The organism is Chryseobacterium sp. Marseille-Q3244, assembly GCF_940807095.1.
In the GTDB taxonomy this organism is placed as follows: Bacteria; Bacteroidota; Bacteroidia; order Flavobacteriales; family Weeksellaceae; genus Chryseobacterium.
Genome location: NZ_CALNWX010000011.1, coordinates 99,385 through 124,146, shown reverse-complemented (window position 1 = coordinate 124,146; position 24,762 = coordinate 99,385). Strand labels below are relative to the sequence as shown.

The 24,762-nt window shown below is 35.7% G+C and carries 18 protein-coding genes and 1 tRNA gene; 2 read left to right on the top strand and 17 right to left on the bottom strand.

Annotated features, from left to right (window positions below):
* Nucleotides 1–71 precede the first annotated feature (71 nt).
* The 3 genes from yddG to NBX25_RS18125 form a co-directional block, all read right to left on the bottom strand.
* Nucleotides 72–971: an aromatic amino acid DMT transporter YddG gene (yddG, locus tag NBX25_RS18135; RefSeq protein ID WP_250254737.1), complete on the bottom strand. Its 900-nt coding sequence runs from the start codon at nt 969–971 to the stop codon at nt 72–74.
* A gap of 397 nt (nt 972–1,368) precedes the next feature.
* Entirely contained in the window at nt 1,369–2,238 is an 870-nt protein-coding gene (locus tag NBX25_RS18130) for an AraC family transcriptional regulator (RefSeq protein WP_250254735.1), read from the bottom strand.
* 357 nt (nt 2,239–2,595) lie between these two features.
* Nucleotides 2,596–2,669 (bottom strand) — tRNA-Ala (locus NBX25_RS18125).
* 781 nt (nt 2,670–3,450) lie between these two features.
* Here NBX25_RS18125 and NBX25_RS18120 point away from each other — a divergent pair.
* A complete protein-coding gene (locus NBX25_RS18120; RefSeq protein WP_250254732.1) occupies nt 3,451–6,048 on the top strand; it encodes a TonB-dependent receptor in 2,598 nt (865 codons plus the stop codon).
* Nucleotides 6,049–6,192: 144 nt separating this feature from the next.
* Nucleotides 6,193–6,777, top strand: coding sequence for a hypothetical protein (locus NBX25_RS18115; RefSeq protein WP_250254730.1), 585 nt, complete (start codon nt 6,193–6,195; stop codon nt 6,775–6,777).
* Between the two features lie 140 nt (nt 6,778–6,917).
* On the opposite strand, the gene NBX25_RS18110 is transcribed toward NBX25_RS18115, so the two are convergent.
* The 14 genes from NBX25_RS18110 to amaB form a co-directional block, all read right to left on the bottom strand.
* The gene (locus NBX25_RS18110) at nt 6,918–7,790 is read right to left on the bottom strand and encodes a hypothetical protein (RefSeq protein ID WP_250254728.1); all 873 of its coding nucleotides are present in this window, start codon (nt 7,788–7,790) and stop codon (nt 6,918–6,920) included.
* Nucleotides 7,791–7,999: 209 nt separating this feature from the next.
* Nucleotides 8,000–8,626, bottom strand: a complete 627-nt coding sequence (locus NBX25_RS18105; protein ID WP_250254727.1) for a hypothetical protein — start codon at nt 8,624–8,626, stop codon at nt 8,000–8,002.
* A 2-nt stretch (nt 8,627–8,628) separates the two neighbouring features.
* The gene (locus NBX25_RS18100) at nt 8,629–10,227 is read right to left on the bottom strand and encodes a polymorphic toxin-type HINT domain-containing protein (RefSeq protein ID WP_250254726.1); all 1,599 of its coding nucleotides are present in this window, start codon (nt 10,225–10,227) and stop codon (nt 8,629–8,631) included.
* A gap of 16 nt (nt 10,228–10,243) precedes the next feature.
* Nucleotides 10,244–12,376, bottom strand: coding sequence for a type VI secretion system Vgr family protein (locus tag NBX25_RS18095; protein ID WP_123911617.1), 2,133 nt, complete (start codon nt 12,374–12,376; stop codon nt 10,244–10,246).
* 438 nt (nt 12,377–12,814) lie between these two features.
* Complete coding sequence (locus tag NBX25_RS18090) at nt 12,815–13,300, bottom strand: winged helix DNA-binding protein (protein WP_250254725.1); 486 nt, start codon at nt 13,298–13,300, stop codon at nt 12,815–12,817.
* Between the two features lie 2 nt (nt 13,301–13,302).
* Entirely contained in the window at nt 13,303–13,791 is a 489-nt protein-coding gene (locus NBX25_RS18085; protein WP_250254723.1) for a GNAT family N-acetyltransferase, read from the bottom strand.
* A 242-nt stretch (nt 13,792–14,033) separates the two neighbouring features.
* Nucleotides 14,034–15,449: an efflux transporter outer membrane subunit gene (locus NBX25_RS18080; protein ID WP_123911620.1), complete on the bottom strand. Its 1,416-nt coding sequence runs from the start codon at nt 15,447–15,449 to the stop codon at nt 14,034–14,036.
* Nucleotides 15,450–15,526: 77 nt separating this feature from the next.
* Nucleotides 15,527–18,673 carry an efflux RND transporter permease subunit gene (locus NBX25_RS18075; protein WP_250254721.1) on the bottom strand — a complete coding sequence of 1,049 codons (3,147 nt, stop codon included), beginning with the start codon at nt 18,671–18,673 and terminating at the stop codon, nt 15,527–15,529.
* The gene (locus NBX25_RS18070) at nt 18,673–19,860 is read right to left on the bottom strand and encodes an efflux RND transporter periplasmic adaptor subunit (protein ID WP_250254719.1); all 1,188 of its coding nucleotides are present in this window, start codon (nt 19,858–19,860) and stop codon (nt 18,673–18,675) included. The genes NBX25_RS18075 and NBX25_RS18070 overlap by 1 nt, the downstream gene beginning before the upstream one ends.
* Nucleotide 19,861: 1 nt before the next feature.
* Nucleotides 19,862–20,317 carry a transcriptional regulator gene (locus tag NBX25_RS18065; RefSeq protein WP_123855736.1) on the bottom strand — a complete coding sequence of 152 codons (456 nt, stop codon included), beginning with the start codon at nt 20,315–20,317 and terminating at the stop codon, nt 19,862–19,864.
* Nucleotides 20,318–20,433: 116 nt separating this feature from the next.
* Complete coding sequence (locus NBX25_RS18060; RefSeq protein ID WP_250254718.1) at nt 20,434–20,946, bottom strand: GNAT family N-acetyltransferase; 513 nt, start codon at nt 20,944–20,946, stop codon at nt 20,434–20,436.
* Nucleotides 20,947–21,478: 532 nt separating this feature from the next.
* Nucleotides 21,479–21,706 (bottom strand): DUF2007 domain-containing protein, encoded by a 228-nt coding sequence (locus NBX25_RS18055; protein ID WP_123911625.1) that lies wholly within the window; start codon nt 21,704–21,706, stop codon nt 21,479–21,481.
* 61 nt (nt 21,707–21,767) lie between these two features.
* The gene (gene lat / locus NBX25_RS18050; RefSeq protein WP_123911626.1) at nt 21,768–23,093 is read right to left on the bottom strand and encodes an L-lysine 6-transaminase; all 1,326 of its coding nucleotides are present in this window, start codon (nt 23,091–23,093) and stop codon (nt 21,768–21,770) included.
* A gap of 117 nt (nt 23,094–23,210) precedes the next feature.
* A complete protein-coding gene (amaB, locus tag NBX25_RS18045) occupies nt 23,211–24,761 on the bottom strand; it encodes an L-piperidine-6-carboxylate dehydrogenase (RefSeq protein ID WP_250254716.1) in 1,551 nt (516 codons plus the stop codon).
* Nucleotide 24,762: the final 1 nt, after the last annotated feature.

Sequence of the window (24,762 nt, the reverse complement as noted above, 5' to 3'; positions counted from 1 at the left end):
AAAAATACATTAATTATTCTATTATCTTACTACTAAATAAACTAATTAGCAATTTGATATTCAAGCTAATATTATTGCTTGACTTTTCGTTCTCTAGTTGCCAGCCAACAGAGTACCGATCCCGCACAAACCATTACAGCTCCCTGCCAGAAAGAAAGTCCCAATGCTGTAGAAAGAAGTACTGAAGACAATGCAGAAGACAAAACGGGAATAAAATAAGACGCTCCTGTTAAAACAGTAACATTACCATTCAGAATTCCGATATTCCAGGCTGCATAACCAAATCCCATGGCAGAGGCAGCAAGCAAAAGATATATAACTGAAGACAAATTAATCTGTATACTGGCTGAATCCCCAATAATTAGATATTTGATCCACAAAGCAACGGCAACCATTATAAAAAATAGCGTTATCCCATTTACACCATTGGCAATACGAACGGTAATCACACAATAAGCAGACCATAGCAAAGCTCCAATAAAGGCCAATCCATAACTTAGCGGATTAGTTTTAATATTGGCCAGCATTTGAGAAATGTCTAATCCCTGCTCTCCCCCCAATACCCAGACAATTCCCAGCATGGACAGAATAATTCCCGGAGCAATCAGCCAGTTTGTTTTTTTATTGGCAAAAAGGATGGTTGCCACCATCGTAAATGTAGGCCACAGATAATTAACCATTCCTACTTCAATAGCCTGTTTGCTATTGGTAGAATATCCTATAGAAAGAGCCAAACAAAGTTCATAAGAAACCATAAGCAACCCTCCGTATATCAAATATTTCTTTGGAAATTTTGATAAGGGAACCCATTTCATCGTAAAAAGCAAAAACACTGAAGCTACCGTATATATTAATGCTGCCCCCACAGTGGCTCCAAAGGAATGGCTTACTTCTTTGATAAGTCCTACAATAGAAGACCATAGAATAATAGCACAAAATCCGATAGCTGTGGCTTTGGTTTGTTGGGTCATGAAAAAGTTTTTATTTGCTTGTTTATGATGATGAAAACAAAAATAAGGAAAAATTGAAATTGACAGCAAAATATCCAAAATTATAGGAAAAACAAAATAACGTATTAGTTTTATTATTCTGTATTCCTTAGTTAGATAGCAAAATACGATCTTCTGTTTTTTGTAATAATTGAACCAAAGTTTTATTGATAAGTAATTGATTAAAAACTTCGCTTATTATATCTTTATTTTTACTACTCCCAAAAACACAAAATCTCCGGGAGAGCCGGAGATAAAAACACAAATGATGAAAAAAAATTATTTCGAGCCACAAAACTAGATTTATTACCCCCATATATTATGATAGAAAAGCGTAAAAAAATGATAATAAATTACCCCCAATAAATTTTAATAAAAACTATCTTTCGATGGATTGCCTAAATTGTGTTGGAGTCACCCCTGTTTTTGATTTAAAAAATTTAGTAAAATTAGTAAGTTCCTTAAAACCCAAATTGTAAGAAATCTCACTAATATTTAATTTATTATACATCAGATTTCTTTTAATTTCTAATATCATCCTGTTAATTAACCACTGTTTGGGTGTCTCCTTCTCTACTTTAAGAAAAGCTTTTTGAAGTGTTCGAAGCGTTATATTCAATTGTTCACAATAATAGTCAAGATTTAAATGTCCATTTAGGTTTTTATTTACAAGCGATTTAAATCTAGCAACTAAAAGTTTATCTCCACAAAAGTCCAGGTTAATTTTAGAATGTATGGATATCTCTTCCGCGATCAGAAGTATGTTAAACAAATAGTTATTTAATATAGTACTCTGTACGTCCCTATATGGCCTGGCTAATTCACGTTTTATGTAATCGAATAGAGCTAATACTTCTTCAAACCGATCTTCTAAATTGAAATATCGTATATTCAAAGGATCATTAAACAAACTGGTTTCACTATAAAATTGAGTTTGAGTACTGTTCTGACAAAGAAAATCTTCAGTAAAAATCATGATCTTACTTTTATAATTAACAGGACCATTAAACTGGCAAATCTGATTGGGGGAAGCAAACAAAATGTGTTTCTCCTTAATATCTATTGTTTTAAAATCAATATTAATTGTTCCTTCACCTTCACAAAAAAGATGGATACAGTTAAATAGTATTTTATGCGGTTGAAAAAGCTGAGTAGGTCGAGTCAGTAGAAGATCAGATATTCCTTTTGTTGTGATAAAATGAAGACTATTTTCACTATGCAAAAAAGGTTCAATTTTAAAATCCTCCATAAAGTTATTTTTTTATAATTAAATATATAAAAAACATTAAAACTATCTTATTATAATCACTCATCATTCATTATATTATAAGTCTCACCCGCTGTTCTGACGTATATTTTACGGATATTGCTCTTTGCGCTTTTAAGAAATAAAAGAGGCTGTAAATTTGCTCTAAATTTTATAAAACCCAAACAAAACACGCTAATAAACAAACCGTTAAAGAATTCTATAGATTATCATTTGGTAACTAATTTTGTCACAATCTTTACGAGTTTATATGAAAAATCTGCAATTTTATGTGAAAAAGAAAAAACCTGCAAAAAAATTGCAGGTTTTATAGCTTTAGCACTATTTGTAAAATACTCGTGGAGAATACGGGATTCGAACCCGTGACCTTTTGACTGCCAGTCAAACGCGCTAGCCAACTGCGCCAATCCCCCTTTTTTAAAGCGATACAAAAGTAAGTATTTAAATGGTATATGCAAATATTTGCATAAATATTTTTGAAATTTGATAGTTAAAAAACTTAATAGCTCATTATCAAGAGTCAAATTTTCATTATAAAAACCGCTTTAATGGTAATTCATCTCCGCAAATTAATGATATTACAAATAATCAAGATGAAATTCATAACAAAACAAACCATTATAAAGGCTTTTTTTGTAAAAAATTAGAAGATCTGATTTTAGTACCTCTAACGGCTGCCTATACTACTGAAGATGGTTGTTTTACTTTAAACAATCAATCTATCAAATGGGTTAGTTACATAGATAAAGTAGGTTTTCCGATCAAAATTATTTTATCATTTCTTTTTAAGCATTCAATTACTCCTCCATTAATGCTTTTTTTAGCTTTTCCATTGAGATTTTTTTAATTTTTCATTATTTAAATATGTTGTTTTGATGCTAAACAGCATATAACTCTCTATCATTAGACTTAAAATAAAAAAACATGAGAAAAAGTGAAAATTTGCTGATATTTCTCAATATTTATTTTCAAATAAATATGTATATTTTTCTCGAAAAAGTCTCATTTAACATTAATTTATTCATATAACCAGCTACAAACTAAAGTGTTAAAGAAAGTTAACATATCATAAAATAATCAGCAATCATGCTCATTCTTCGACATTTACAAAATCCTGTAAAAAATATTTAATACTTAATTAAAAAATAAATTTTCATCTTTGCAGCCTTAAAATCAAACACGCTAGTTTATTTCATGAGCATTATTTTAAAAAAGCGACTTCTTATAGCGCTTGTATTACCAACGGCAGCCTTGTATTACGGGCAGAGTACGAAGGATTCTTTAGAAAAATCTAAATCTATTGATGAGGTGATGTTGGTAGGTAGAAACCTTTCCCAAACAGCCAAAGAGAGAAAAACACCTGTTGCAGTTTCCAACATTAAGGCTGCTGAAATTCAGGAAAAACTGGGAAACAGAGAATTCCCTGAAATTATGAAGTCTACCCCTTCGGTATACGTTACCAAAGTAGGTGGTGGATTCGGAGACAGCAGAATTAACATGAGAGGTTTTGATGGTGCCAATATTGCGGTAATTATCAACGGACAGCCTGTTAACGACATGCAAGGAGGTACTGTCTACTGGTCTAACTGGACTGGACTAGCAGATATTGCAAGCTCTATTCAGATTCAGAGAGGCTTAGGAGCTTCTAAATTTGTAGTACCATCTGTAGGGGGAACGATCAATATTGTTACCAAAGCTACTGATTCTGAGCAAAAAGCAATGATTAAAGCGGAAGCTGGTAACGACAACTACTCCAGACTTTCAGCAATGTACTCTTCCGGCTTGAAAAACAAATGGGGAACCACAGTATTACTTTCCCGTTGGCAAGGTGATGGTTACATCAACGGAACTAAAGGTGAAGGTTATTCATGGTTTTACTCAACAGGGTTTAAACCGAATGAAAAACATGCGTTCAATTTTATTGCAACCGGTGCACCACAGGTACACGACACAAGAAGATCTTCTGCAACCGGAGCTAATGTAGCAACCCTACAGCAGTTCGAAACTTACGGAAGAAGATACAATCCGCAAACAGGAATGCTGAATGGATCTCAATTCAATTTAGCACCTAATTTCTACCACAAACCAATTGCTTCATTGAACTGGGATTGGAATATTAATGACAACCTGAAATTATCCACAGTGGTTTATGGCTCTTGGGGACGCGGTGGTGGAGGTACCGGACTTAACGGTTCTATTGTACAAGGTAAAAATACCATGAACTTCATGAATAGTAGTGACGGTACCATCAATTGGGATATGATTTACCGTTATAACAGAGGAGGTTCTGTTACAGATTATAATGGAAATACCTTCCAGAAATCTACTTTTACAGCTCCTACAGGTTCTCCTACTGATTACAACGGACAATATGTAAGTACTTTAAACGGAACTACCGGTATCGTTAGAAAACAAAGTATTAATGCTCATGACTGGTACGGAGTAATCGCAGATCTTAATTACAAAAAAAATAACTGGACTTTTAACGGAGGGATCGATCTTAAAACTTACAAAGGAGCTCTTTATGATATTGTTACTGATATGCTAGGATCAGATGCTTTATTTGTAAAAAATACAGTGAACACTCCCAATGGTTATTATGTAGACCGTACAGTAAAGCCGGAACCTCTTACCAAAACAGGTAATACTCAGAAAGTATCTATCTACAACGAAGGGCTGGTAAAATGGGCTGGTGTATATGGAATGGTTGAATATAGTTCTGAAAAACTAAGTGCATCTGTTCAGGGGTCAGTTTCTGAGCAGTATTATAAGAGAAGAGACTATATGCTTTATACTCCTGGAAATCAAGATACCAAATGGTATCACAAAACAGGTTATATTGTAAAAGGAGGGGCTAACTACAATATTGATGATCATCATAATGTATTTTTTAATGCAGGAGCTATTTCAAGACAGCCTTTATTCAATGCCCTGTTCCCTTCTAACCAGAACATCTACAACGATGCGAAGAATGAAAGAATCTTCTCTTTAGAACTAGGATATGGCTTCAAATCCCGTTATATCGATGTTAATATCAATGCGTACAGAACGCAATGGGATGACAGATTCATTTCAAGAACATTTAACGCAGGAGCTGCAGATGTTGCTAAGTTCTCTCAATTAAAGCTTGGAAATGCCTATTTCTACAATGCACTGAATGTTGGACAACTTCACCAGGGTGTTGAATTGGAAGCGAAAGCAAGACCTTTTGCTAACCTTAGATTGAGAGGAATGGTTTCATTCGGAAACTGGAAGTACAAAGGAAACGCCAATTTCAATATTCTTGATGTTCAAAGCAACCAGGAAGTTGCCGGAGCAACAGGGATGATCAATATCAAAGATCTAAAAGTTGGAGATGCTGCACAAACTACAGCAAGTTTAGGCGTTGATTATAACATTACCAAAGCATTCAGTATTGATGCTAACTGGGAATATTATGACAAGTTATATGCTCAGTTTAACCCTATTAACTTCCTTACAGAAGCTGACAGAGAAAGAGGAATTGTAAAATTACCTAGCTACAATCTGTTTGATGTAGGAGCAAGCTACAAATTCGAAATCGGTCAGAAAAAATCTTTAACCTTAAGAGCGAATGTTTATAACTTATTCAACAAATATTATATTTCTGAGCTAAGTTCTAATATTCATGCTACTGATAAAATTGCTACAGGCCCGGGTGCTGGAAAAACATACCAGGAAGCAGGTAGAGTGTATCAGGGTGTTGCAGATGCGAATACAGGTTTCTTAGGATTCGGAAGAACGTGGTCTGTGGCTGCGACTTTCAGATTCTAATGATACCTTCTGAATATAAAATAATTGAACCCGTCACTTTTGACGGGTTCTTTTCTTTTGAAAAATGTTGTTACGCTTTCCTATTCTGTAAAGAAATAAGTGATACATTAGACAGGACAAAAACTAAAAACCTTTTCTATTATAATGGACAAAGAAACTGTACGCTATATCATAACCTATTTCAGGCATCTTATAACTGATGATGAAGACCTAGCATTGAAGTATCACATTTTTACTTATAAAACTTCTGATAATCCTGAAACAGGATCTCTTGTTAAACATAGCCATGATGAGTTTGAGTTCAATGTGGCTCAGCGAATAATGGCTGAGACTCCAGAAAAAGTTTTTTTTAATACCTGTCCTCAATGTAAAAGACTGGCACGTACTCCTTATGCCAAACAATGCAGATATTGCCAATACAGTTGGCATAATCTTGTGGCAAAATTTAAAATCGACAGTGTTTTTCAGCTTACCAACAGAAGTTTTTATCTGCTTGGAGAAATTGTAGAGGGAGAAATAAATCCTGGCCAATTAATGGATTTAGAAGCACTGGGACTTCATAAAAAAATTAAAATTGAATCTATTGAACTAGGTAATAAACCTGCCAATAGCGGAAAGCTATGGAATGGTATAGGACTGGGAACCAATGAACTCACTGAAGAAGATAAACAGTATATAAAACAACAATCTTCTCTTCACCCTATAATCAATATTATTACCTTACCTTAGGATTATGTATCTAATAGATATATTTTTACTTCGGAACTAAAGGAAGCAGATTAAACAGTTTCTTATAGTCTATATTCTTTCATTAATTGATTAAAAAATTATCCATTATAAAAATATTTCCGCCATTATCATACTTACGTTCACCTACTATTCAAATCCATATCAATCAGATAGGCTAAATGCTCGTGCATTTTTTCTACAAAATGAAGCTCAGCATTCAGAATCTTAGCCGTTGTTTTTTCGAAATTGTATTTTGTTTTGATACTGAATTCAAACTGGTCAATAGAGAAATCTTTCTCTTTATCATAAAGTTTTTTAATATGACTTTTCATCAATTCATCCCGGTTATTCAGTACGGAATGAAACTCTACAAAAAGGATATTGTTTTCCTCTTCAAGTTTTACCAGTTTTAACTGATAGTTGTACTCTACTCCATCAATTAGTCTGGATCGGATATTCGATGGACTGAATAGAAAACTATAATATTCATTAGGGGGGAAAATCAGGCTGTAAAGTTCCGGTAATAAAAGAATGTACTGCAGATTTTTCTTCAGTTCTACGTCAAAGTTTTTCAGTCCTTTTTCATAATTGGAAATAAACTTGATCTGGTCTTTTTCTTCAGGAAATAGGGTTGCCAACTTATTCTCTTTCCATTCTTCCCAGTTCTTCCAAAGATCCTCTTTATTTTCAACGGAAAGTATTTTCCCATTGAGATCTCTTTTCAGTTGAATATTACGGGAAATATCTGCAAGGGCAAGGCTTTGCAGCAGAAAAGGTTTCATCACATGATCTTCAGTATCACCTGTGATTTCCTGTAATTTTATAGTGTTCTCAATATATTTTTCACCTTTTTCCTGCTCAATAACAAGATCTGATGAGGTTTTTAAAGAAATTGGGGGATTTTCTTTACCCATCAGAAAGGTATTCTCAACCTTCAGGGTATATTCCTGCAAGAATTTTTCCAGTTGAAGAAGGGGAATATTTTCCCCGAATAAAAAATTTGAAATACTCATTTCATTAAAGTGGTGTACTCTGAATACTTTTTATCTATGAAAAATTAGTTTTTATATATTTCGTCCATACTTCTTTTATAAAATATGTTATTTTGATAATAATCTCATTTACTTTGAAATCACCAATTTAAATTTATTGTAATAAATCTTATTTTAAATTTTATTATATTAACATTAAGGAATCATAATTTCCAAATGCAGATGTTATTTTATTTAAGATCAAGAAATTCCGGCTTTAGTATATTTTTGTAGTCCAACAAATATTCATAATCTTTGTAGTTTTGTGGCCTTCTAATAAAATTGTGAGAAACATTTACTTTTGTTTTTTTTGCTTCTGTTTTACTTTTATTATTTTTCTTATCAAAAGTAGTTTCAAAAATATTTGTATTACCGCTTAATTTGAAAACTAATTCATTTTGAATATTAACTAAATCATCTTCATAGATACTATTAACTTGACTCAAAAAAAGATCATTATTGGGAAAAGGCTCATCCCTATCTTCTTTAAATGATATTTCCATATTAAACTTATCATATACTAATGATAAATAAATAAACAAATTACCTCCATTATAAGTTAAAAACTCAACTGTAATATCATTATAGTTATTATTAATATAGGCCAATGGTTTTTCATCATTAAAGATCATAATATGATATTCTTTATTATTTTCAAAAGCATATTTCGCCCAATTCTCAACATTTTTTGCTGCCTCTTTTTCTTCTTTCGATGATTTTTTTTCTATTATTAAATCATTAATATTATCCAATGTATCTTGTTCGGACATTATCTCATTTGACAAATTATTATATTGTAAAAATTTATAAGTAATCATATTTATAATCCTTTAATCTGTGATATATCATCTATAATTGTTACACCCTTTTTTTTTGCGTAATCCAAAACTTCTTTTGAAACCCCACTCATATTTTCAACTTGAAGATAAATTTTTTCTCCTAGCTTTCCAAATTCGTCTGATTTTGAACCTGCATATTTTGCTGCATCATTAATATAGTTTTTTGCAGTTGGTGTAGCTACTTTACTTAAGTCGGTAGCTTTTCGTTCAATAATACCTATACCTTTAATGTAACTATCAACGAAGCCTTTCTTCCCATTTTTTAGAGAAACAAATAGTTCTGATCTAAATATTTTACCTGCATTTGTTGCTAATTCTTCTGTAAAAGCATTCATTACATTATTAAAACTATTTCCCCTCATAATATTCTGAAACCATTTCTGAGATTCCAAAATCATTTGAGACAAACATCTACCAGAATTATGAACCAGTAAAGCTAAGAGGCCTACAAAATAGGTATGAAAATGGGCTACCGTAAAGTTATAAACTTTTTTAGGTTCATAGCTATATTCTGTTTTTTCAATGGTAACTTTCTCATCATTTTTGGTTAGAATTTTTTCGCCTACTTCTAATTCTGAGGCATCTTTCCAGCCTTCTTCAGTATAGAAAGGATGGGTAGCCGTTGTTTCAATCACTTCAGCTTCCGTATAAATACTAATGGTATGGTCACTTTCATTAATGATAAGATCAATAACCGGCTGAAGAGCTACAGTATCTGTATCTTCATCATAAGCCCACACCTGATCTCCGATTCGGATATCTTCAATATTTTTAATTCCGTGTTCAGTATGCACGGGTGTTCCAGCCGGAAAACAGGCAAAAACACAGGTCTTAAGCAATTTTTTGGCTACATCATCTACACTTTTCTTCAAAGCTTCTTTGCTAAGCTTTTTCATCGCTGCTTTTCCCATCTGCTGAAGCGCTTCTTTAGATATGGCTTTTGCACCGGCTTTTATAGCGCCTTTCAATCCTGCTTTTGCTCCTTGCATAGCTACCGTTCCGGTTCCAAAAGAAACCACACCTACCGCAATAGAGGCTACATCCCATATTAAAAATCCGGCATTCATAAGGCTGCCGCCTACATCTCCGGTTTGTATATCATTGATAAGGTCACGACCGCTTCCCCACACAGGAATCATTCCTTCCACAAAACCTGCTTCCCCTACACTATTACCATTTCCGCTGTCATCAAGTTCACGCTGTGCCTGATCCTGCATATCTTTTACCTCCTGGGCAGCATCTTCCGGAAGAGGAACCTGTCCGCTGGTCATAAACTCTACCTTTCCTCCAACAGGACATTGACACGTACTTTTTCCTATCAAAGACCGGATTCCGTTAATTTTCACCTGCCAGGTATCCTGCCAGGTCATAGGAACTGTGGCAGGGGTACAGGGGCCACCACTAATCTTACATACCTTGAAGGAAGGTATGTTAACCAAAGGAGTAGCATCTTGATTCGTTGCTACAAGACAGCCATGAATCTTCACCTTTGTATTAAACGTAGGTTTGAAGAAATCCGGAGCTGCTCCCTGGTCACACATCATCAGGGCATTGAGGGTTATGTATTCTAACTCATCCATGATTTCTGTTTTAGCATTACATAATATTGGTATCTCCTGAAGACATTACAGCACTTGGTCCTCCTGTAATCGTAAGTGGTGAATCTGTACTAATATCCATTGGACCGCCTTTGCTTGACAATCCTAATGCTCCTGTAAGCGCGGTGATATCAATCATTCCTTTTCCTGCTGATGCCGTAATTCCTGCTTCGGATATCGTAATAGAATTATCTCCTACCTGTAATGTAATACTTGTTTTTCCGTCAAGAGTGATATTTCCGCCGGCATCCATTTTTAACAAGGATTGTGGTGGAGCATCTTTCTTACCTCCTACATTGATTACGTTAGTACTTCCTGCATTCACAGTATGGTTGCTATTGGCATTGGTGGTTGCATTTCCGGTTCCGTCAAAATTCATATTGGCACCACCCTGATCTTTAAGATTCATAGATCCTGCACCATTGTCATATTTTAATTCTGCGCCACTTCTGCCGCTGAAACTCATGATATTATTTCCTGAACCACCACCAGCTCCAATTCCGCCATGATACATTCCGCCCATTACAAAAGGACGGTCCGGATGAAGATGTACAAAATTAACAATCACCTGATCTCCCACTTCAGGAATAGACATAAATCCTCTGTTTTTGCCAACCTTTTCACTGCTTCCGGCGTCAGGAGACATTACACGGATAAATTCCGTAGTGTCTTGCCCACTCTGCCAGTCAAGCTGAACCTGTACTCGGCCTTGATTTTCAGGATCGGTATTGGAAATTACCTTTCCAAACTGAGGTTCTGCCACAGGAACAGTAAATTCCGGTCTTGGAATAAATCCGGTATCAGAAGCTATGGCCTGGAAAGATCCGTCATAATACCCACGGGCATCTACCTCATGAGTAACCTCTATGAGCATTAACTTTGTAAAATAGGAAGTATTGTTGGTATCTGTTTTACGCATTTGAATATCCGCAATACAGCCCGGATAAAGAAACGGGACCGTTGTATTTCCAGAAGTGATAAAAACCTGTGAAGCATTGCTTCCTGCTGTTCCTTTTTGAGAAGCATCAATATCCATAAAAGAAGAAGCTTTGATGGGAGCTACTCTTAAAGATGGCGTTTGAAAAGTCTTTTCTGAAATTTCATACGCGCGCTTAGCAATATCTGAGGTATGGGTTATTTTTGAACTTCCACCTTTAAATTTTTCATTTTTGCTGCTGTTGTATCCATAGAATGAAGGATTCACATGCTGAGCTTTCATTTTAATTTTAACATCGGTCAGGTTACTGCCATAGGTCAGCATTACAGGTTTTTCCTGTGGTGGAAGCTGTCCGAAGTGTAAGACTTCCCCATCGTAGAAAAATTGTTCCCCATAAGCTTCAGCAATTCTTGCCAGATAGTTATAATGGGTTTCTTCGTATTGAGAACTGTAAGAGACATTCCCATGACGGGCATCTACCCTAAAATCAAATTTTCCCTGTCCCAATCCTTCTTTAATCACTTCATTGGCAATACTGTTCAAACTGATAGGCTGTGCTCCTCCAAAACTTTGAATATGAGGTGCCGCATCTAGTAAGATTGTTGGGCTGAAGCCTGACAACACAAGATTACCCAGACTTCCTTTTTCCTGACTGAATCCGACTTCTGTGATAACTCCTACAAAATTTCTTTCCGCACCTCCTTCCACATCTTTATATTTGAAAACAACAGTAATCCTCTTTCCAAGAAAATTCTGTACTTCTTCAAGATTATGGTTTTCTGCACTTCCTAACGTATCATGGGCTAGAATAAGTTCAAATTCATGATGTTTAGTAGCGCTTTGCGTAAGTTTAAAATGTTTAAAATATTTTATAGGCTTACCTTCCACATGGATATCAAGCTTTACAACACGGTTGATTCCTGCTATCGCACTCTCCGGAATACTGTCTGCGTTGAATATTTTGGAAGTAGGCTGTTTTGCCCAAAGCTTTTCTTTGATAATAGCAGGTTCGTTTGGTAACAAAGGCTGATTCAGAAACTGTTTTCCTGTATTCACCACATTGACTGCATTATTTACTTTTGAAGCAACTTTCTTTACTTCTTTAATTTTCTTATTGTCTTGGATTTTGTTTACAAAACCTGTCTTGTCCGAATCTATTTCCGGTTTGGGAAGATTATTCTTTTCCTGAAACATGACATCTTTTTTTGGGTGTATGACTTAATTGGATATTCAACCTTTACAGGTGAGACCCTTTAGCTCAAGGAACCAATCTATAGCTTGCAACGGCCTCTGGAACAAGCCTTTCGATGATTGATCTGAGATGGGTGCAGTTGGAATTTTAGAAAAATAATTCCACTTTAAGTACTTAGTAATACTTTAAAAAGGGGTTGATTTCGGTATTTTTTCATAAGTTTTTTTAGTGATTTTGGTAATGCAATATATCACCTTAAATATTCACATCAAAATGAATTACCGATTATTTGAAAAATTGTAGTAGAACTACGACAATGAAATTTACAATGACTTTTCAACAAAGCTTTTTTCTCATTACTGAACAAAAAAATCCATGTTACGCTCAGTGTATCAGTAACATGGATTTTTAAATTTTAGTTGAAACTTATTAAAAATAGATTAAGCTTTATTTGAATTCTTAAGCTGTAAAGCTCTCTGATAAAAAGATTGACTGGCAATTTTTTCTTCAGCTTCATCAATGGCTTTTAGGAGATTATTTTCATTATCTGCAATTTCACCCAATACGATCGTAACCAGTTCCCATACTGGTTTCATTTTTTCAACTAACTCATTTCCTTTAGAAGTTAATAGAAATAACCTTTTACGTTCATCATTTTTATCTTTTTTCCATTCTAAAAGTTTGAGTTTTTCAAGTTCTTTGAGCAAAGTAATAGTAGAGGGATGGGTATAACCAATTTCATTAGCAATTTCAACAACACTGGCTAATTCTCTTTGATAAATAGTGTAAATTACAGGAAACCATTTAAGTTCGAAATCAATTCCAAAAGCTTTATAGATCAAGGCACCATCCTTTCTCAGCTGTTCACTGAGGCGGTGGAGCCTGGTGGATATGGCAAGAATTCCTGCTTCGTTGATAACATTCATGTTCAGTCAATATGTAAGTGATAAAAGATATCGTCAGCACTCATTAACGGAAAATATTCCGGAAGGTTTTCTTTTTTGATCTTCACAAAATTATTTCTTTCATAAAAACGCTGAGCTGCTTTTAATACCGTTATGGTTCCCAAATATAAATCATCTATTCCATTTTCATCACAGAAAGAAATTAAAACTTCTAATAATTCCTGTGCAATATTCAGCTCTTTTCCCCGGAATTCTTTTTTTACAAACATTTTTCTGATGGCTCCTGCTCTTTCGTCAAATTTGACCAAAGCAATGGTTCCCACAAGCCCTTCATCTATAAAAGCACCCCAAAAGTTTCCTCCGGCTTCAGTATAAAAACTTTCTATCTCAAAAAGATCCGGCTGGTCATGGATCGTAAGCGGAACATTAAATTCTTTTTGCTGAATATTCAAAATCAGGTCAATAGCCTGTTCTGAGTAAGCATTTCCTATAGGCTGAATGTATAATTTCATAGTATTCTATTTTAAAGTATAAAACTACGTAGTTAAATACATATATACAAATTAAATTTTGTATTTAACAGATATTAAGGTTTTTAAAGGATGGAAGTTATACTTGTCGTATTATCACTGTGAAGAAACCAATAAGTTTATCCAATTCGAGACATACTATTCAATTATTTTGAAAGCTTATTTAAAATAAAAAACGTGTGTCATTACTGACACACGTTTTATAATTGATCACAAAATATTTTTTATTTCCAGCCTCCACCAAGAGCCTGATACAGCTCTACGGCAGCCTTCATTTTATTATATCTTGCATTGGAAATATTAAGTTCTGCATTCAATGAGTTTACACTGGCATTTAAAACTTCAAGATAATTGGCCATCCCATAATTGACCAATTCCTGAGAATAGTCTACTGATTTTTTGTAGGCATCCAATTCTTTTTGTTTTAACTCAATAAATGAATCCTGAACAGAGAACACCCTGATAGCATCGGAAACTTCTTTTCCAGCAGTAAGAACTGTTTTTCTGAAGTTCAAATAAGCTGTTTCCTGGTTAGCAAGACTCACATCATAGTTCGTCTTGATCGTTCTTTTATTCAGAATAGGTTGTGCCAATCCAGCCACCACATTCGCAAATAATGAGTTTACATTAAATAGGTGGTCAATGTCTACAGACTGAAGTCCTCCTGTTCCTGTAAGCTTCAATGTTGGATAGAACTGAGCTTTTGCAGCATTGGTCAATTCAAATGCATTCATTAAGTTGTATTCTGCTCTCATGACATCCGGACGGTTAGCTAACAATTGAGCCGGGTATCCCAATTTCAAATCGATTGGAAGATTCTGGCCTTCCAAAGTAGATCTTTCAATAGTGTGTGACGGTTCTCCCATTAAAAGGCTCATGGTGTTTTCCAGCAGTTGAATCTGTGTATCAATATCAATCAATAAAGATTTTGCATTGAAAACAAGGGCTTCACTCTGTTGCACCGCTACCTCTGTAAGGGTTCCGGAAGCTTTCAATGCCTTTGTCGTTTCCAGATTCTTCTCACGAATCGCAATCGTTTCTGTGATAATCTTCTTCTGAGCATCAAATGTCAGCAACTGATAATATGCAGAAGCAATGGAAGAAACAAGACTGCTTTTTACTGCTTTATGAGCAGCAACAGTTCCTAAATAAGCCGCTAATTGTGCTTTTTCCTGTGCTTTCATTTTTCCCCATATATCAGCTTCCCAACCGAGACTTGCTGTAATGTCAAATTGATTGACATATCGTCTTTCTCCAATGATCTGTCCAAACTGAGTATTGATAGACTGTGTCTGGAAAGTATAATTGGGTCCTACCGAAAGAGTTGGAGCATAGGCTGCCTTACTTTGTTTAAGGTAAGCTTCTGCAGAAGTAATACTTTGTAAAGCAATTCTGATATCCAGATTATTATCTAGAGCTTTTGAAATATGTCCCTGAAGCAGGGGATCTGTAAAGATTTCCTTCCAGGAAACATTGGCAACGGTAGCACTGTCTGAAGGAAGCATATCTGTACGGAAAAGCTTTTCGTCAACAACGTTCTTCGGCCTTTCGTATTCCTTCCTGGCCATACAGGACGTGATGGCTCCCAGCATAATCGCTGAGAAAGTTATTCCTTTTATGATGTTTATTAAACTTTTCATTATTTGAAATTTAAATGTTCAAGGTTTCCGGCTTACCGTATTAAACTTTAAACCAGAAAACCTTAAACTAAATTAATTTACTCTGCTAAATTGATATCTTCTTTTTTGATAGGCTTAATCTTCTCCTGTATGCTTTCAAAAATCACATACAATACCGGAATTACAAAAAGTCCTAAAACAGTACCTATCAACAATCCTATGGCTGCTCCTGTTGCGATTGATCTGTTACCCACAGCACCAATTCCACTTGCTAACACTAACGGTAATAAACCGAAGATAAAGGCAAATGAGGTCATCAGAATCGGCCTTACTCTCGCTTTTGCTGCATTGATGGCAGACATCACGATTGTTTCACCATGATGCCTTCTCTGGACGGCAAATTCAACAATAAGGATCGCATTTTTCGCCAACAATCCGACGAGCATAATTAGAGCAATCTGGAAATAAATATTATTTTCCAAGCCCATAATTTTCTGTCCGAAATAAGCTCCCATTACCCCAAGAGGAAGAGAGATAACAACGATAAGCGGAAGGATATAACTTTCATACTGTGCAGAAAGGATAAAGTAAACAAAGACCAAACTTAACCCGAAAATCAGAAGGGTCTGAGATCCTGAATTTAATTCTTCTCTGGTTAACCCTGTAAATTCTACTGCATAGTTTTGATTCAGGGTTTCATCAGCTACCTGCTGTACAGCAGCAATAGCATCCCCGGAACTGTATCCGTCAGAGTTTGCTCCCGTCACCTTCACTGAAGTAAACAGGTTATAACGGCTTACAGATTGTGGTCCGTATGCTTTTTTCAATGTTACAAACTGTGAAATCGGAGACATGATACCTGAACCTGTTCTGACATAAAGCTGGTTCAGATTCTCAATATTCTGTCTGTTCTCTGGAAGTGCCTGAACCATTACTCTGAACTGTTTTCCATACTTGGTAAAGTCGGCAGTATAAATACCTCCAATATACCCTTGCATGGTAGCCAAAATATCATTCACAGAAACGCCAAGCTGTTTGCTGAGTGGAACATTAATTTCCATCTGATACTGAGGATATTTTGTGTTAAATGAAGTCTGAGCAAACTGAATTTCAGGTCTCTGCATCAGCTTACCGATGAATTCATTGGTTTTATTATCCAAGTCAGCATATTCTCCCCCTGATTTATCCAGTAATACCATTTCAAAACCAGCACTGTTACCAAATCCCGGTACACTTGGCGGTTGAAAGAATACTACTTTGGCATCAGGAACAGATCCTACAATTCCAAATAATTTTTTGGTGATATCTTCAGAAGTCTGACCATCTTTTTTCCTTTCTTCAAATGGCTTCAACTTAACAAAGGCAAGACCATTGTTACTTCCGTTTCCTGATAAGAATCCTCTACCTGTAGAAATCGTTACATTCTGTACTCCCGGAACTTTCAATGCTTTAGCCTGAAGTGTTTTCAATGCATTATATGTTCTTTCCATAGAAGCACCCGGAGGAAGCTGAACATCGGTAAAGATAATTCCTCTATCTTCTGTAGGAACGAAACCTTTCTTCATGGTTCCACTTGCCCAATATAGAATACCTCCTGTAACCGCAAAGATTACCAGGGTTACCCATTTATGTCTTAACAAAAATACAAATCCCCTTCCGTAACGCTCAGTTGTTGTTTTAAAAGCAATATTAAACTTATAGAAAAACTTCTGTAGCAGGTTTAAGTTCTTATACTCTGCATGATGCTCTGCGTGAGGCTTTAAGAATAATGAACATAAAACCGGACTCAACGTTAATGCATTAATAGCAGAAATGATGATCGCGATGATCAGCGTAATACCAAACTGTTGGTAGAATACTCCTGTCGGACCTGTAATAAACGTCACAGGGATAAATACCGCTGCCATTACTAAAGTAATAGAAATAATAGCTCCTGTAATCTCATCCATCGCTTCCACCGTTGCTTTTTTAGCATCGGAAATACCATGCTCCATCTTCGCATGAACGGCCTCCACGACGACAATCGCGTCATCCACCACAATACCAATGGCAAGTACCAATGCAAAAAGGGTTAACAGGTTTAATGAGTATCCGAATAAATTCAGGAAGAAGAACGCCCCTACGATAGATACCGGAACCGCAATGGCCGGAATTAAAGTAGATCTGAAGTCCTGAAGGAAAATATATACTACAATAAACACCAGGATGAAAGCTTCAATCAGTGTATGTACTACTTTTTCAATAGAAGCTTCTAAGAACTCGTTGGTATCAAAGTTAAAAGTATATTTAATTCCTTTAGGGAAAGTACTTTCTGCAGATTTCAGAGACGTTTTGATATTTTTAATAATCTCCTGTGCGTTGGAACCCGGCGTCTGGAAGATCCCCATACTGATGGAAGGACTGTTTCCGTTCTCCCCAATCCCTGTATAAGACTGGCCTGCCAATTCTACTTTAGCAACGTCTTTAAGCATAAGGTTTTGTCCGTTTGGAAGAGATTTGATGATGATATTATCATACTGTTCTTTATCGTTGAATTTACCTACATATTTGATAATATATTCAAAAGAACTTCCACTGTTCTGCCCAATGGAGCCCGCCGCAGCTTCTCTACTCTGCTCATTGATCGCATTGGTAACATCCGTAGGGGTAACACTATAAGCCGCCATTTTTGCAGGATCCAGCCAGATTCTCATGGAATAGTTTTTACCCCCGAAAACGTTGGCATCTCCTACACCATTTACCCTTTTTAGGTTTGGAATAATATTGATATTCAAAAAGTTCTGAAGGTATACATCATCAAGATCTTTGTTTTCCGAATAGAAAGACATATACATCAAGGCACTCGTCTGTTGCTTTTGAGTTACAACCCCTGAACGCGTCACTTCGGACGGCAACAAAGGAGTAGCTCTAGCCACACGGTTTTGTACGTTTACCGCCGCAATATCAGGATCTATTCCTTGTTTAAAGAAAACCTGGATCTGGGCAGAACCATCATTTCCTGCAGAGGAAGTAATATAGTCCATACCTTCTACCCCGTTGATCTGCTCTTCTAAGGGAACGACCACACTTTTCATTACAGTTTCCGCATTGGCTCCTGTATAGTTTGCAGACACACTTACTGTAGGCGGTGCAATATCCGGATACTGTGTAACCGGTAACGAGATCAGCCCTAGCACACCGAGAATCACAATCAAGATTGATATTACGGTAGATAAAACCGGTCTGTTAATAAAGTTTTTTATCATTAGAATTTCGGTTTTATTGATTGAACAAGACTATCCATTTTGATTGGTTTCGGTTTTACAGCTGTTCCCGGTTTCAATCCTCCGATACCTGCTGCAACCACTATTTCACCTTTATTAACTCCTGATTTTATAAGAGCTAAATTGTCGATTCTGTCAATAACATTTACTACAACGTTTCTTGCAGTATCTCCTTTTTCTACTTTATATACGTATACAATACCTTGTTGCTCGTAAGTAGCACTTTCAGGAACTACAAGAACATTATCATAATTCTGAGGGAATCTGATCGTTCCACTGTTACCATTGCTTAATAATTTTTGAGCATTGGTAAAGGCAACTCTGAACTGAATGGTTCCCGTAGTAGGATCTATCTGACCGGTAATGGCTTCAATTCTTCCTTTTTCAGGATAAAGACTTCCGTTGGCTAACTGAAGCTCAACCATTGGTAAGTTTTTGATTTTCTCAGGCATAGAAGCTCCTGGAGATTTTTCAAGGAAATCAAAATACTCCTTTTCATTCATCGCAAAGTAGGCAAAGATTTCAGAAGTATCAGAAATGGTTGTTAAAGGGGTCTGGTCAGACGGCCCTACCAAACTTCCGACTTTTAACGGAAGTCTTCCTACTACTCCTGAAATAGGCGCACGAATAATGGAATATTCAATATTAGCTTCTACTCCTTTGTAGTTGGCTTCAGCCTGTCTTTTTGCAGCATGTGCCTGCTGTAACTGAGCCTGAGCCTGGGCTAACTGAGCTTGTGCAGATTGTAACTGTACGTTACTGATAATATTTTTCTGAACCAGAGGTTTCAGTTTGTTGACTTCAACCTGAGCAGCATTTACAGATGCCTGTGCAGCGGCAATAGTAGATTCAGCGGCCCCGATTCCTGCTTTAGAAGCAGCGGCATTTTCGGTAAGGATATTGGTTTCCAAACGGAACAAAGGCTGTCCTTTGGTAACATATTGTCCTTCATCTACCAATACCTGGGTAATATATCCCTGTATTTTAGCACGTACATCATTGTTTACTCTACCTTGAATGGTAGCCGGAAACGTCTGATATCCTACTATATTTTTTGACTCCACAGAAACAACAGGGTACGGTTTGGCACCATCCTGTTTCGGAGCTTCTTTTTTGCAGGCTGTGAGAGAAAGCGCTGCAATGGAAAGTATAACTAGCTTATTATTCATTTTATAGTTTATTAAGAGATTCCTGAATATTTTCTATGTTTTTGTTTAAGAGTGCTTTGTAAACTTCTATTCTTTCGTTGTATCCATCGTCTTTACTTTTTTTAAAATTGTTTAAATCATCTAATAGCTTTAATTCGTCCTGCATTTTCTGGACAATTTTCTCAAATCGGATCTTTTTGTATTCATCATTGATAAAAAAATACCGTTTCCTCTCATCCATCTTATTATGATCTACGATGAGCTGTGCATTTAACAATAATGAAATACTGGTGGAAACGGAACTTTTGCTCGCAGAGAGCACTTCAACAAACTCGTCAAAAGTAATTCCTACTTTCTCATAATCAAAAAGAAGGTAGGAATAGATTTTTGAAGCTAAAGGAGGTAGGCTGAACACAGTGCCATAAAACTTTACGGCATCCTGAAATATTTTTTCATCAATTCCTATACTTTGGTGCATAATATAAAAATTTGAACAAAAGTAAAAATTAGTTCAGAACCAAACGAACAAAGCTGATAGAGATTATAAATACAGGGCGTTTTAAAAATTCAATGAAAATTGATTTAACTTTTGCCTTAAATTATAATCTTCTCAAAAGCTTTCCTTAATCCATCGGCTAAAACTACTTCTCCGCAATAAGAATATCCTTTGCTTTCAAGAATCTTCAGCATTGCAATATTATCATAGTTTGTATCTACCTTAACACTCTGGATACCATTAGCTCTCGTAAAGTCCTCTATATGATCGAAAAGTTTTTTAGTGATTCCCTGCCCTGCAAATTTTTCATCAATGGCCACACGATGTACCACCACAAATTCTCCGTTGCTTAACCACTCTCCTTCGATTTTGCTATAGGCAGGTTCATCGTTAAGGATCAAAGCCGCATATACTGCAATTTCCCCATCTACTGTAAGTACATATCCGAAACCTTTTGCGATATCACTTTCTACTGTTCCAAGATTGGGATAACCATTCTGCCATTGTGTACTTCCGTCCTGCTTTCTTCTTTCAATGGATTGCTGGATGATTCCCCAAATAATGTCTCTGTCTTCAATTTCCGATTTTCTTAGTTTGATTTCTGGATTCATGTTGTTGATTTTGATTAAAAAATATAGAGTTTAAAAGACTAAAATCAGAACTATTTACCTGTTGATCTTCTGAATTTAAAACTGATTTTATTAACGCAAAGGCTGCGACTTCGTCATAGAAGAAGCGATTGGCTATGTGATTACTTAATAAGAGGTTGTCTCAAAAGTCAATTAATTTGGCTTTTGTCATTCTGACGTAGGAAGAATCTTATTTGAAATCAATCGTTTGAGATTCTTCATTACATTTCATTTCATTTCATTCAGAATGACACTTTTGAGATAGCTTCTGTCTTTGCTTTCTTAAAAATATACCATAAGGTTACTAAAGCTTTGCGTCAAATTTTAAATCACCAATATAAGTTTCTATTGATCTAACTTTGGCTGTGATATAAAATAATAATTCTTCAAGTCATCTTTTAAATATTTAATTTTTTAATGTTTTAATGTTTGATTTAATTAAAAAACCGAAAACTAATTATAAAATTAATTTTCGGTTCGAAGTAGTAAAATTTAAAATTATGAAATTGTTTTATTAATTTTCACTTTGTTGAAGATAAGCATCAATAATTTCAAATGCTTTCTTTTCATCTTCCAGATCCACCATTACCTTTAGCGATGTTGCTGTAGGTGTTGTGGTAAATGTCAGATAGTTGTTTTCAATAGTGTTTGTAATTTGCGCATCATCCAATTTAGACTTAACCAACTGAATTTCTGAAGGGTTATCACTTTCGTAAACTGATACTCTCGTACTTCTTTCCATATTCTAATTGTTTGAGTATCTAAATGTACAATGTTTTTTTGAAAATTACAAATCTTTATTTTTAAATTTTATTAATATTGTTTTCAATTTTATCTAATGCCAATTGAATTTCTTCTTTGGTAACATTAAGATGTGGTCTGAAACGTAAAGACTGATCTCCACACGGAAGAATAATCAGTCCGTCATTAAATAATTCAGTCATCATTTTGTTTCTTTCTGCTCCGGATGGAAGATCAATAGCACACATTAATCCTCTACCTCTAGCATTGGAAATTTTTGAAGGATATTTCTCAGCCATTGCTTTTAAGCTCTCCAATAGGAAGTCTCCTACTACTCTTGCGTTTTCTACAAGGTTTTCTTTTTCAATAACTTCCATTACCAGTTGAAAACGAAGCATGTCGATAAAATTACCTCCAAATGTAGAGTTGATTCTTGAGCTTTCTCTAAAAACATTGTTCGGAATTTCGTCAAACTTTTCTTTGTTGGCCAATACTCCGCAAACCTGAGCTTTTTTACCGAAAGAAATAATATCCGGCTTCGCAGTAAAGTGCTGGAATGCCCACATTTTCCCTGTAATGGCAATACCCGTCTGAACTTCATCAAAAATTAGTAAGATTTCATTGTCGTCACAGATTTTTCTTAATCCTAACAAGAATTCATCTCTGAAATGGTTGTCACCACCTTCTGCCTGGATAGGCTCAATGATGATACAAGCTACTTTATCAGGATTCATCAGAATAGCTTCTTCAATCTGCACTAAAGCTAATTGTTCATTTTTGATGGTTTCTGCCAGATTTTCTTCTGTGATTGGGAATGATAATTTCGGATTTAAGATTCTCGGCCATTTAAACATTGGGAAATATTGATACTTCCTAGGATCCGATGTGTTTGTTAAGCTTAAAGTATACCCACTTCTTCCGTGGAAAGCCTGTTTGAAATGAATACAGATTCCTGCTTCAGTATCAAGACCTTTTTCGAAGTTCTTGCGGGTCTTCCAGTCGAAGCAAGCCTTCAATGCATTTTCAACGCCTAAAGTTCCGCCTTCAATAAAGAAAGCGTATTGTAGTTCTTCAGGAATCACTACTCTTTCGAATACTTCTAAAAAGTGAGCATATTCTTCTGAGTAAACGTCTGCCAAAGTTGGTTTATTGACAGCCATTCTTCCCAACCATTCTGATCTTTCTACAAGATACGGGTGGTTGTACCCGATGGAAGCTGATGCAAACATAGAGAACATATCCAGGTATTCTCTGTCTGTAAGTTTATCGTAAAGCCATGATCCATGAGATTTTTCAATGTCCATCACGAAATCAAAACCGTCAGCCAACACATGTTTTCCAACTGTTTCCTTTACTTTATTTGCTTGTATATCTAATGTGTGTTCCATAATAAATTGTTGTGTGATTTAATAAGTGAATGATGAAACGATCAAAAGGCTGAGTATCTAATCATTCAGGTTATTAAGTTTTTTTTTTTGTTTTTTTGGGTGCTTTAAGTAAAGCTTTTATAAATCAAATTTAATTCCCTGTGCTAAAGGAAGTTGTGCAGTATAATTTATAGTATTAGTTTGCCTTCTCATATAATACTTCCAAGCATCTGATCCTGATTCTCTTCCACCTCCGGTTTCTTTTTCACCTCCGAAAGCTCCTCCGATCTCAGCACCTGAAGTCCCAATATTTACGTTCGCAATACCACAATCTGAACCTGCATGGGAAAGGAATAATTCTGCTTCTCTAAGATTTTGTGTCATGATGGCAGAAGAAAGTCCCTGTGGAACATCATTCTGAATAGCAATTGCTTCTTCTAATGTCTTGTATTTGATTAAGTATAAAATCGGAGCAAATGTTTCATGCTGAACGATCTCATAAGAGTTCTTTACTTCAGCAACGCAAGGCTTCACATAGCATCCGGATTCGTAATCTTTTCCAGATAAAACGCCACCTTCTACAACGAATTTACCACCTTCTTTTTTACATTTTTTGATAGATTCCTGATATTGATTTACAGCATCCACGTCAATAAGTGGTCCCACGTGATTCGTTTCATCCAATGGATTTCCGATTTTCAACTGGCCATAAGCTTTTACCAATCTTGTTTTTACTTCATCATATACCTCTTCGTGGATAATCAGTCTTCTTGTAGAAGTACATCTTTGTCCTGCAGTTCCTACGGCTCCGAATACCGCTCCGATGATAGACATATTAAGATCTGCATCTTTAGTGATGATAATCGCATTATTCCCTCCTAATTCAAGGATAGATTTTCCGAATCTTTCTGCTACCTTAGAAGAAACCATTCTTCCTACTTTTGTAGACCCTGTGAAAGATACCAAAGCTACTCTCTTGTCATCTACTAATTTCTGCCCAATCTCATGGTCAGCAACCAATACACTTGAAATTCCTTCTGAAAGATTGTTCTCTTTCAAGACTTCATTCATAATATTCTGACATGCAATGGCACAAAGTGGAGTTTTTTCTGACGGTTTCCAGATGGTAACGTTACCACAGATCCATGCTAAAGCCGTATTCCAAGACCATACTGCTACCGGGAAGTTGAATGCAGTGATGATTCCTACTACCCCAAGCGGGTGGTATTGCTCGTACATTCTGTGACCAGGTCTTTCCGAATGCATGGTATATCCCTGAAGCTGTCTTGAAAGTCCTACAGCAAAATCGCAGATATCAATCATTTCCTGTACTTCTCCAAGTCCTTCTTGCAAAGATTTACCCATTTCATAAGAAACAAGTTTTCCAAGATCATCTTTATATTCTCTTAACTTTAAACCAAGCTGTCTTACGATCTCTCCTCTCTTAGGAGCCGGGATCAGCCTGAATTCCTGAAATGCCTTTTGAGCCGTTTCAATAACTTTGTCATAATCACTTTCTCCGGAAGTCTTTACTTTAGCAATTAATTTCCCGTCTGCAGGAGATACGCTTTCAATCGTCTTTCCTGAAGCGAAATATTTACCGCCCACTGAAGTCCCTTTATTCTCTTCTTTAATACCAAGGTTTTTGAGTGTTTTTTCGATTCCGAAATCCTTTACTTTTTTTGACATA

Coding starts and splice junctions, on each gene's coding strand:
- NBX25_RS18055 (WP_123911625.1), bottom strand. CDS start 21,706: ATGGAAAGAAGTACGAGAGTATCAGTTTACGAAAGTGATAACCCTTCA.
- NBX25_RS18095 (WP_123911617.1), bottom strand. CDS start 12,376: ATGTTTCAGGAAAAGAATAATCTTCCCAAACCGGAAATAGATTCGGAC.
- NBX25_RS18080 (WP_123911620.1), bottom strand. CDS start 15,449: ATGAAAAGTTTAATAAACATCATAAAAGGAATAACTTTCTCAGCGATT.
- NBX25_RS18070 (WP_250254719.1), bottom strand. CDS start 19,860: ATGAATAATAAGCTAGTTATACTTTCCATTGCAGCGCTTTCTCTCACA.
- NBX25_RS18065 (WP_123855736.1), bottom strand. CDS start 20,317: ATGCACCAAAGTATAGGAATTGATGAAAAAATATTTCAGGATGCCGTA.
- NBX25_RS18060 (WP_250254718.1), bottom strand. CDS start 20,946: ATGAATCCAGAAATCAAACTAAGAAAATCGGAAATTGAAGACAGAGAC.
- NBX25_RS18085 (WP_250254723.1), bottom strand. CDS start 13,791: ATGAAATTATACATTCAGCCTATAGGAAATGCTTACTCAGAACAGGCT.
- NBX25_RS18100 (WP_250254726.1), bottom strand. CDS start 10,227: ATGGATGAGTTAGAATACATAACCCTCAATGCCCTGATGATGTGTGAC.
- lat (WP_123911626.1), bottom strand. CDS start 23,093: ATGGAACACACATTAGATATACAAGCAAATAAAGTAAAGGAAACAGTT.
- yddG (WP_250254737.1), bottom strand. CDS start 971: ATGACCCAACAAACCAAAGCCACAGCTATCGGATTTTGTGCTATTATT.
- NBX25_RS18130 (WP_250254735.1), bottom strand. CDS start 2,238: ATGGAGGATTTTAAAATTGAACCTTTTTTGCATAGTGAAAATAGTCTT.
- NBX25_RS18110 (WP_250254728.1), bottom strand. CDS start 7,790: ATGAGTATTTCAAATTTTTTATTCGGGGAAAATATTCCCCTTCTTCAA.
- NBX25_RS18115 (WP_250254730.1), top strand. CDS start 6,193: ATGGACAAAGAAACTGTACGCTATATCATAACCTATTTCAGGCATCTT.
- NBX25_RS18120 (WP_250254732.1), top strand. CDS start 3,451: ATGAGCATTATTTTAAAAAAGCGACTTCTTATAGCGCTTGTATTACCA.
- NBX25_RS18105 (WP_250254727.1), bottom strand. CDS start 8,626: ATGATTACTTATAAATTTTTACAATATAATAATTTGTCAAATGAGATA.
- NBX25_RS18090 (WP_250254725.1), bottom strand. CDS start 13,300: ATGAATGTTATCAACGAAGCAGGAATTCTTGCCATATCCACCAGGCTC.
- NBX25_RS18075 (WP_250254721.1), bottom strand. CDS start 18,673: ATGATAAAAAACTTTATTAACAGACCGGTTTTATCTACCGTAATATCA.
- amaB (WP_250254716.1), bottom strand. CDS start 24,761: ATGTCAAAAAAAGTAAAGGATTTCGGAATCGAAAAAACACTCAAAAAC.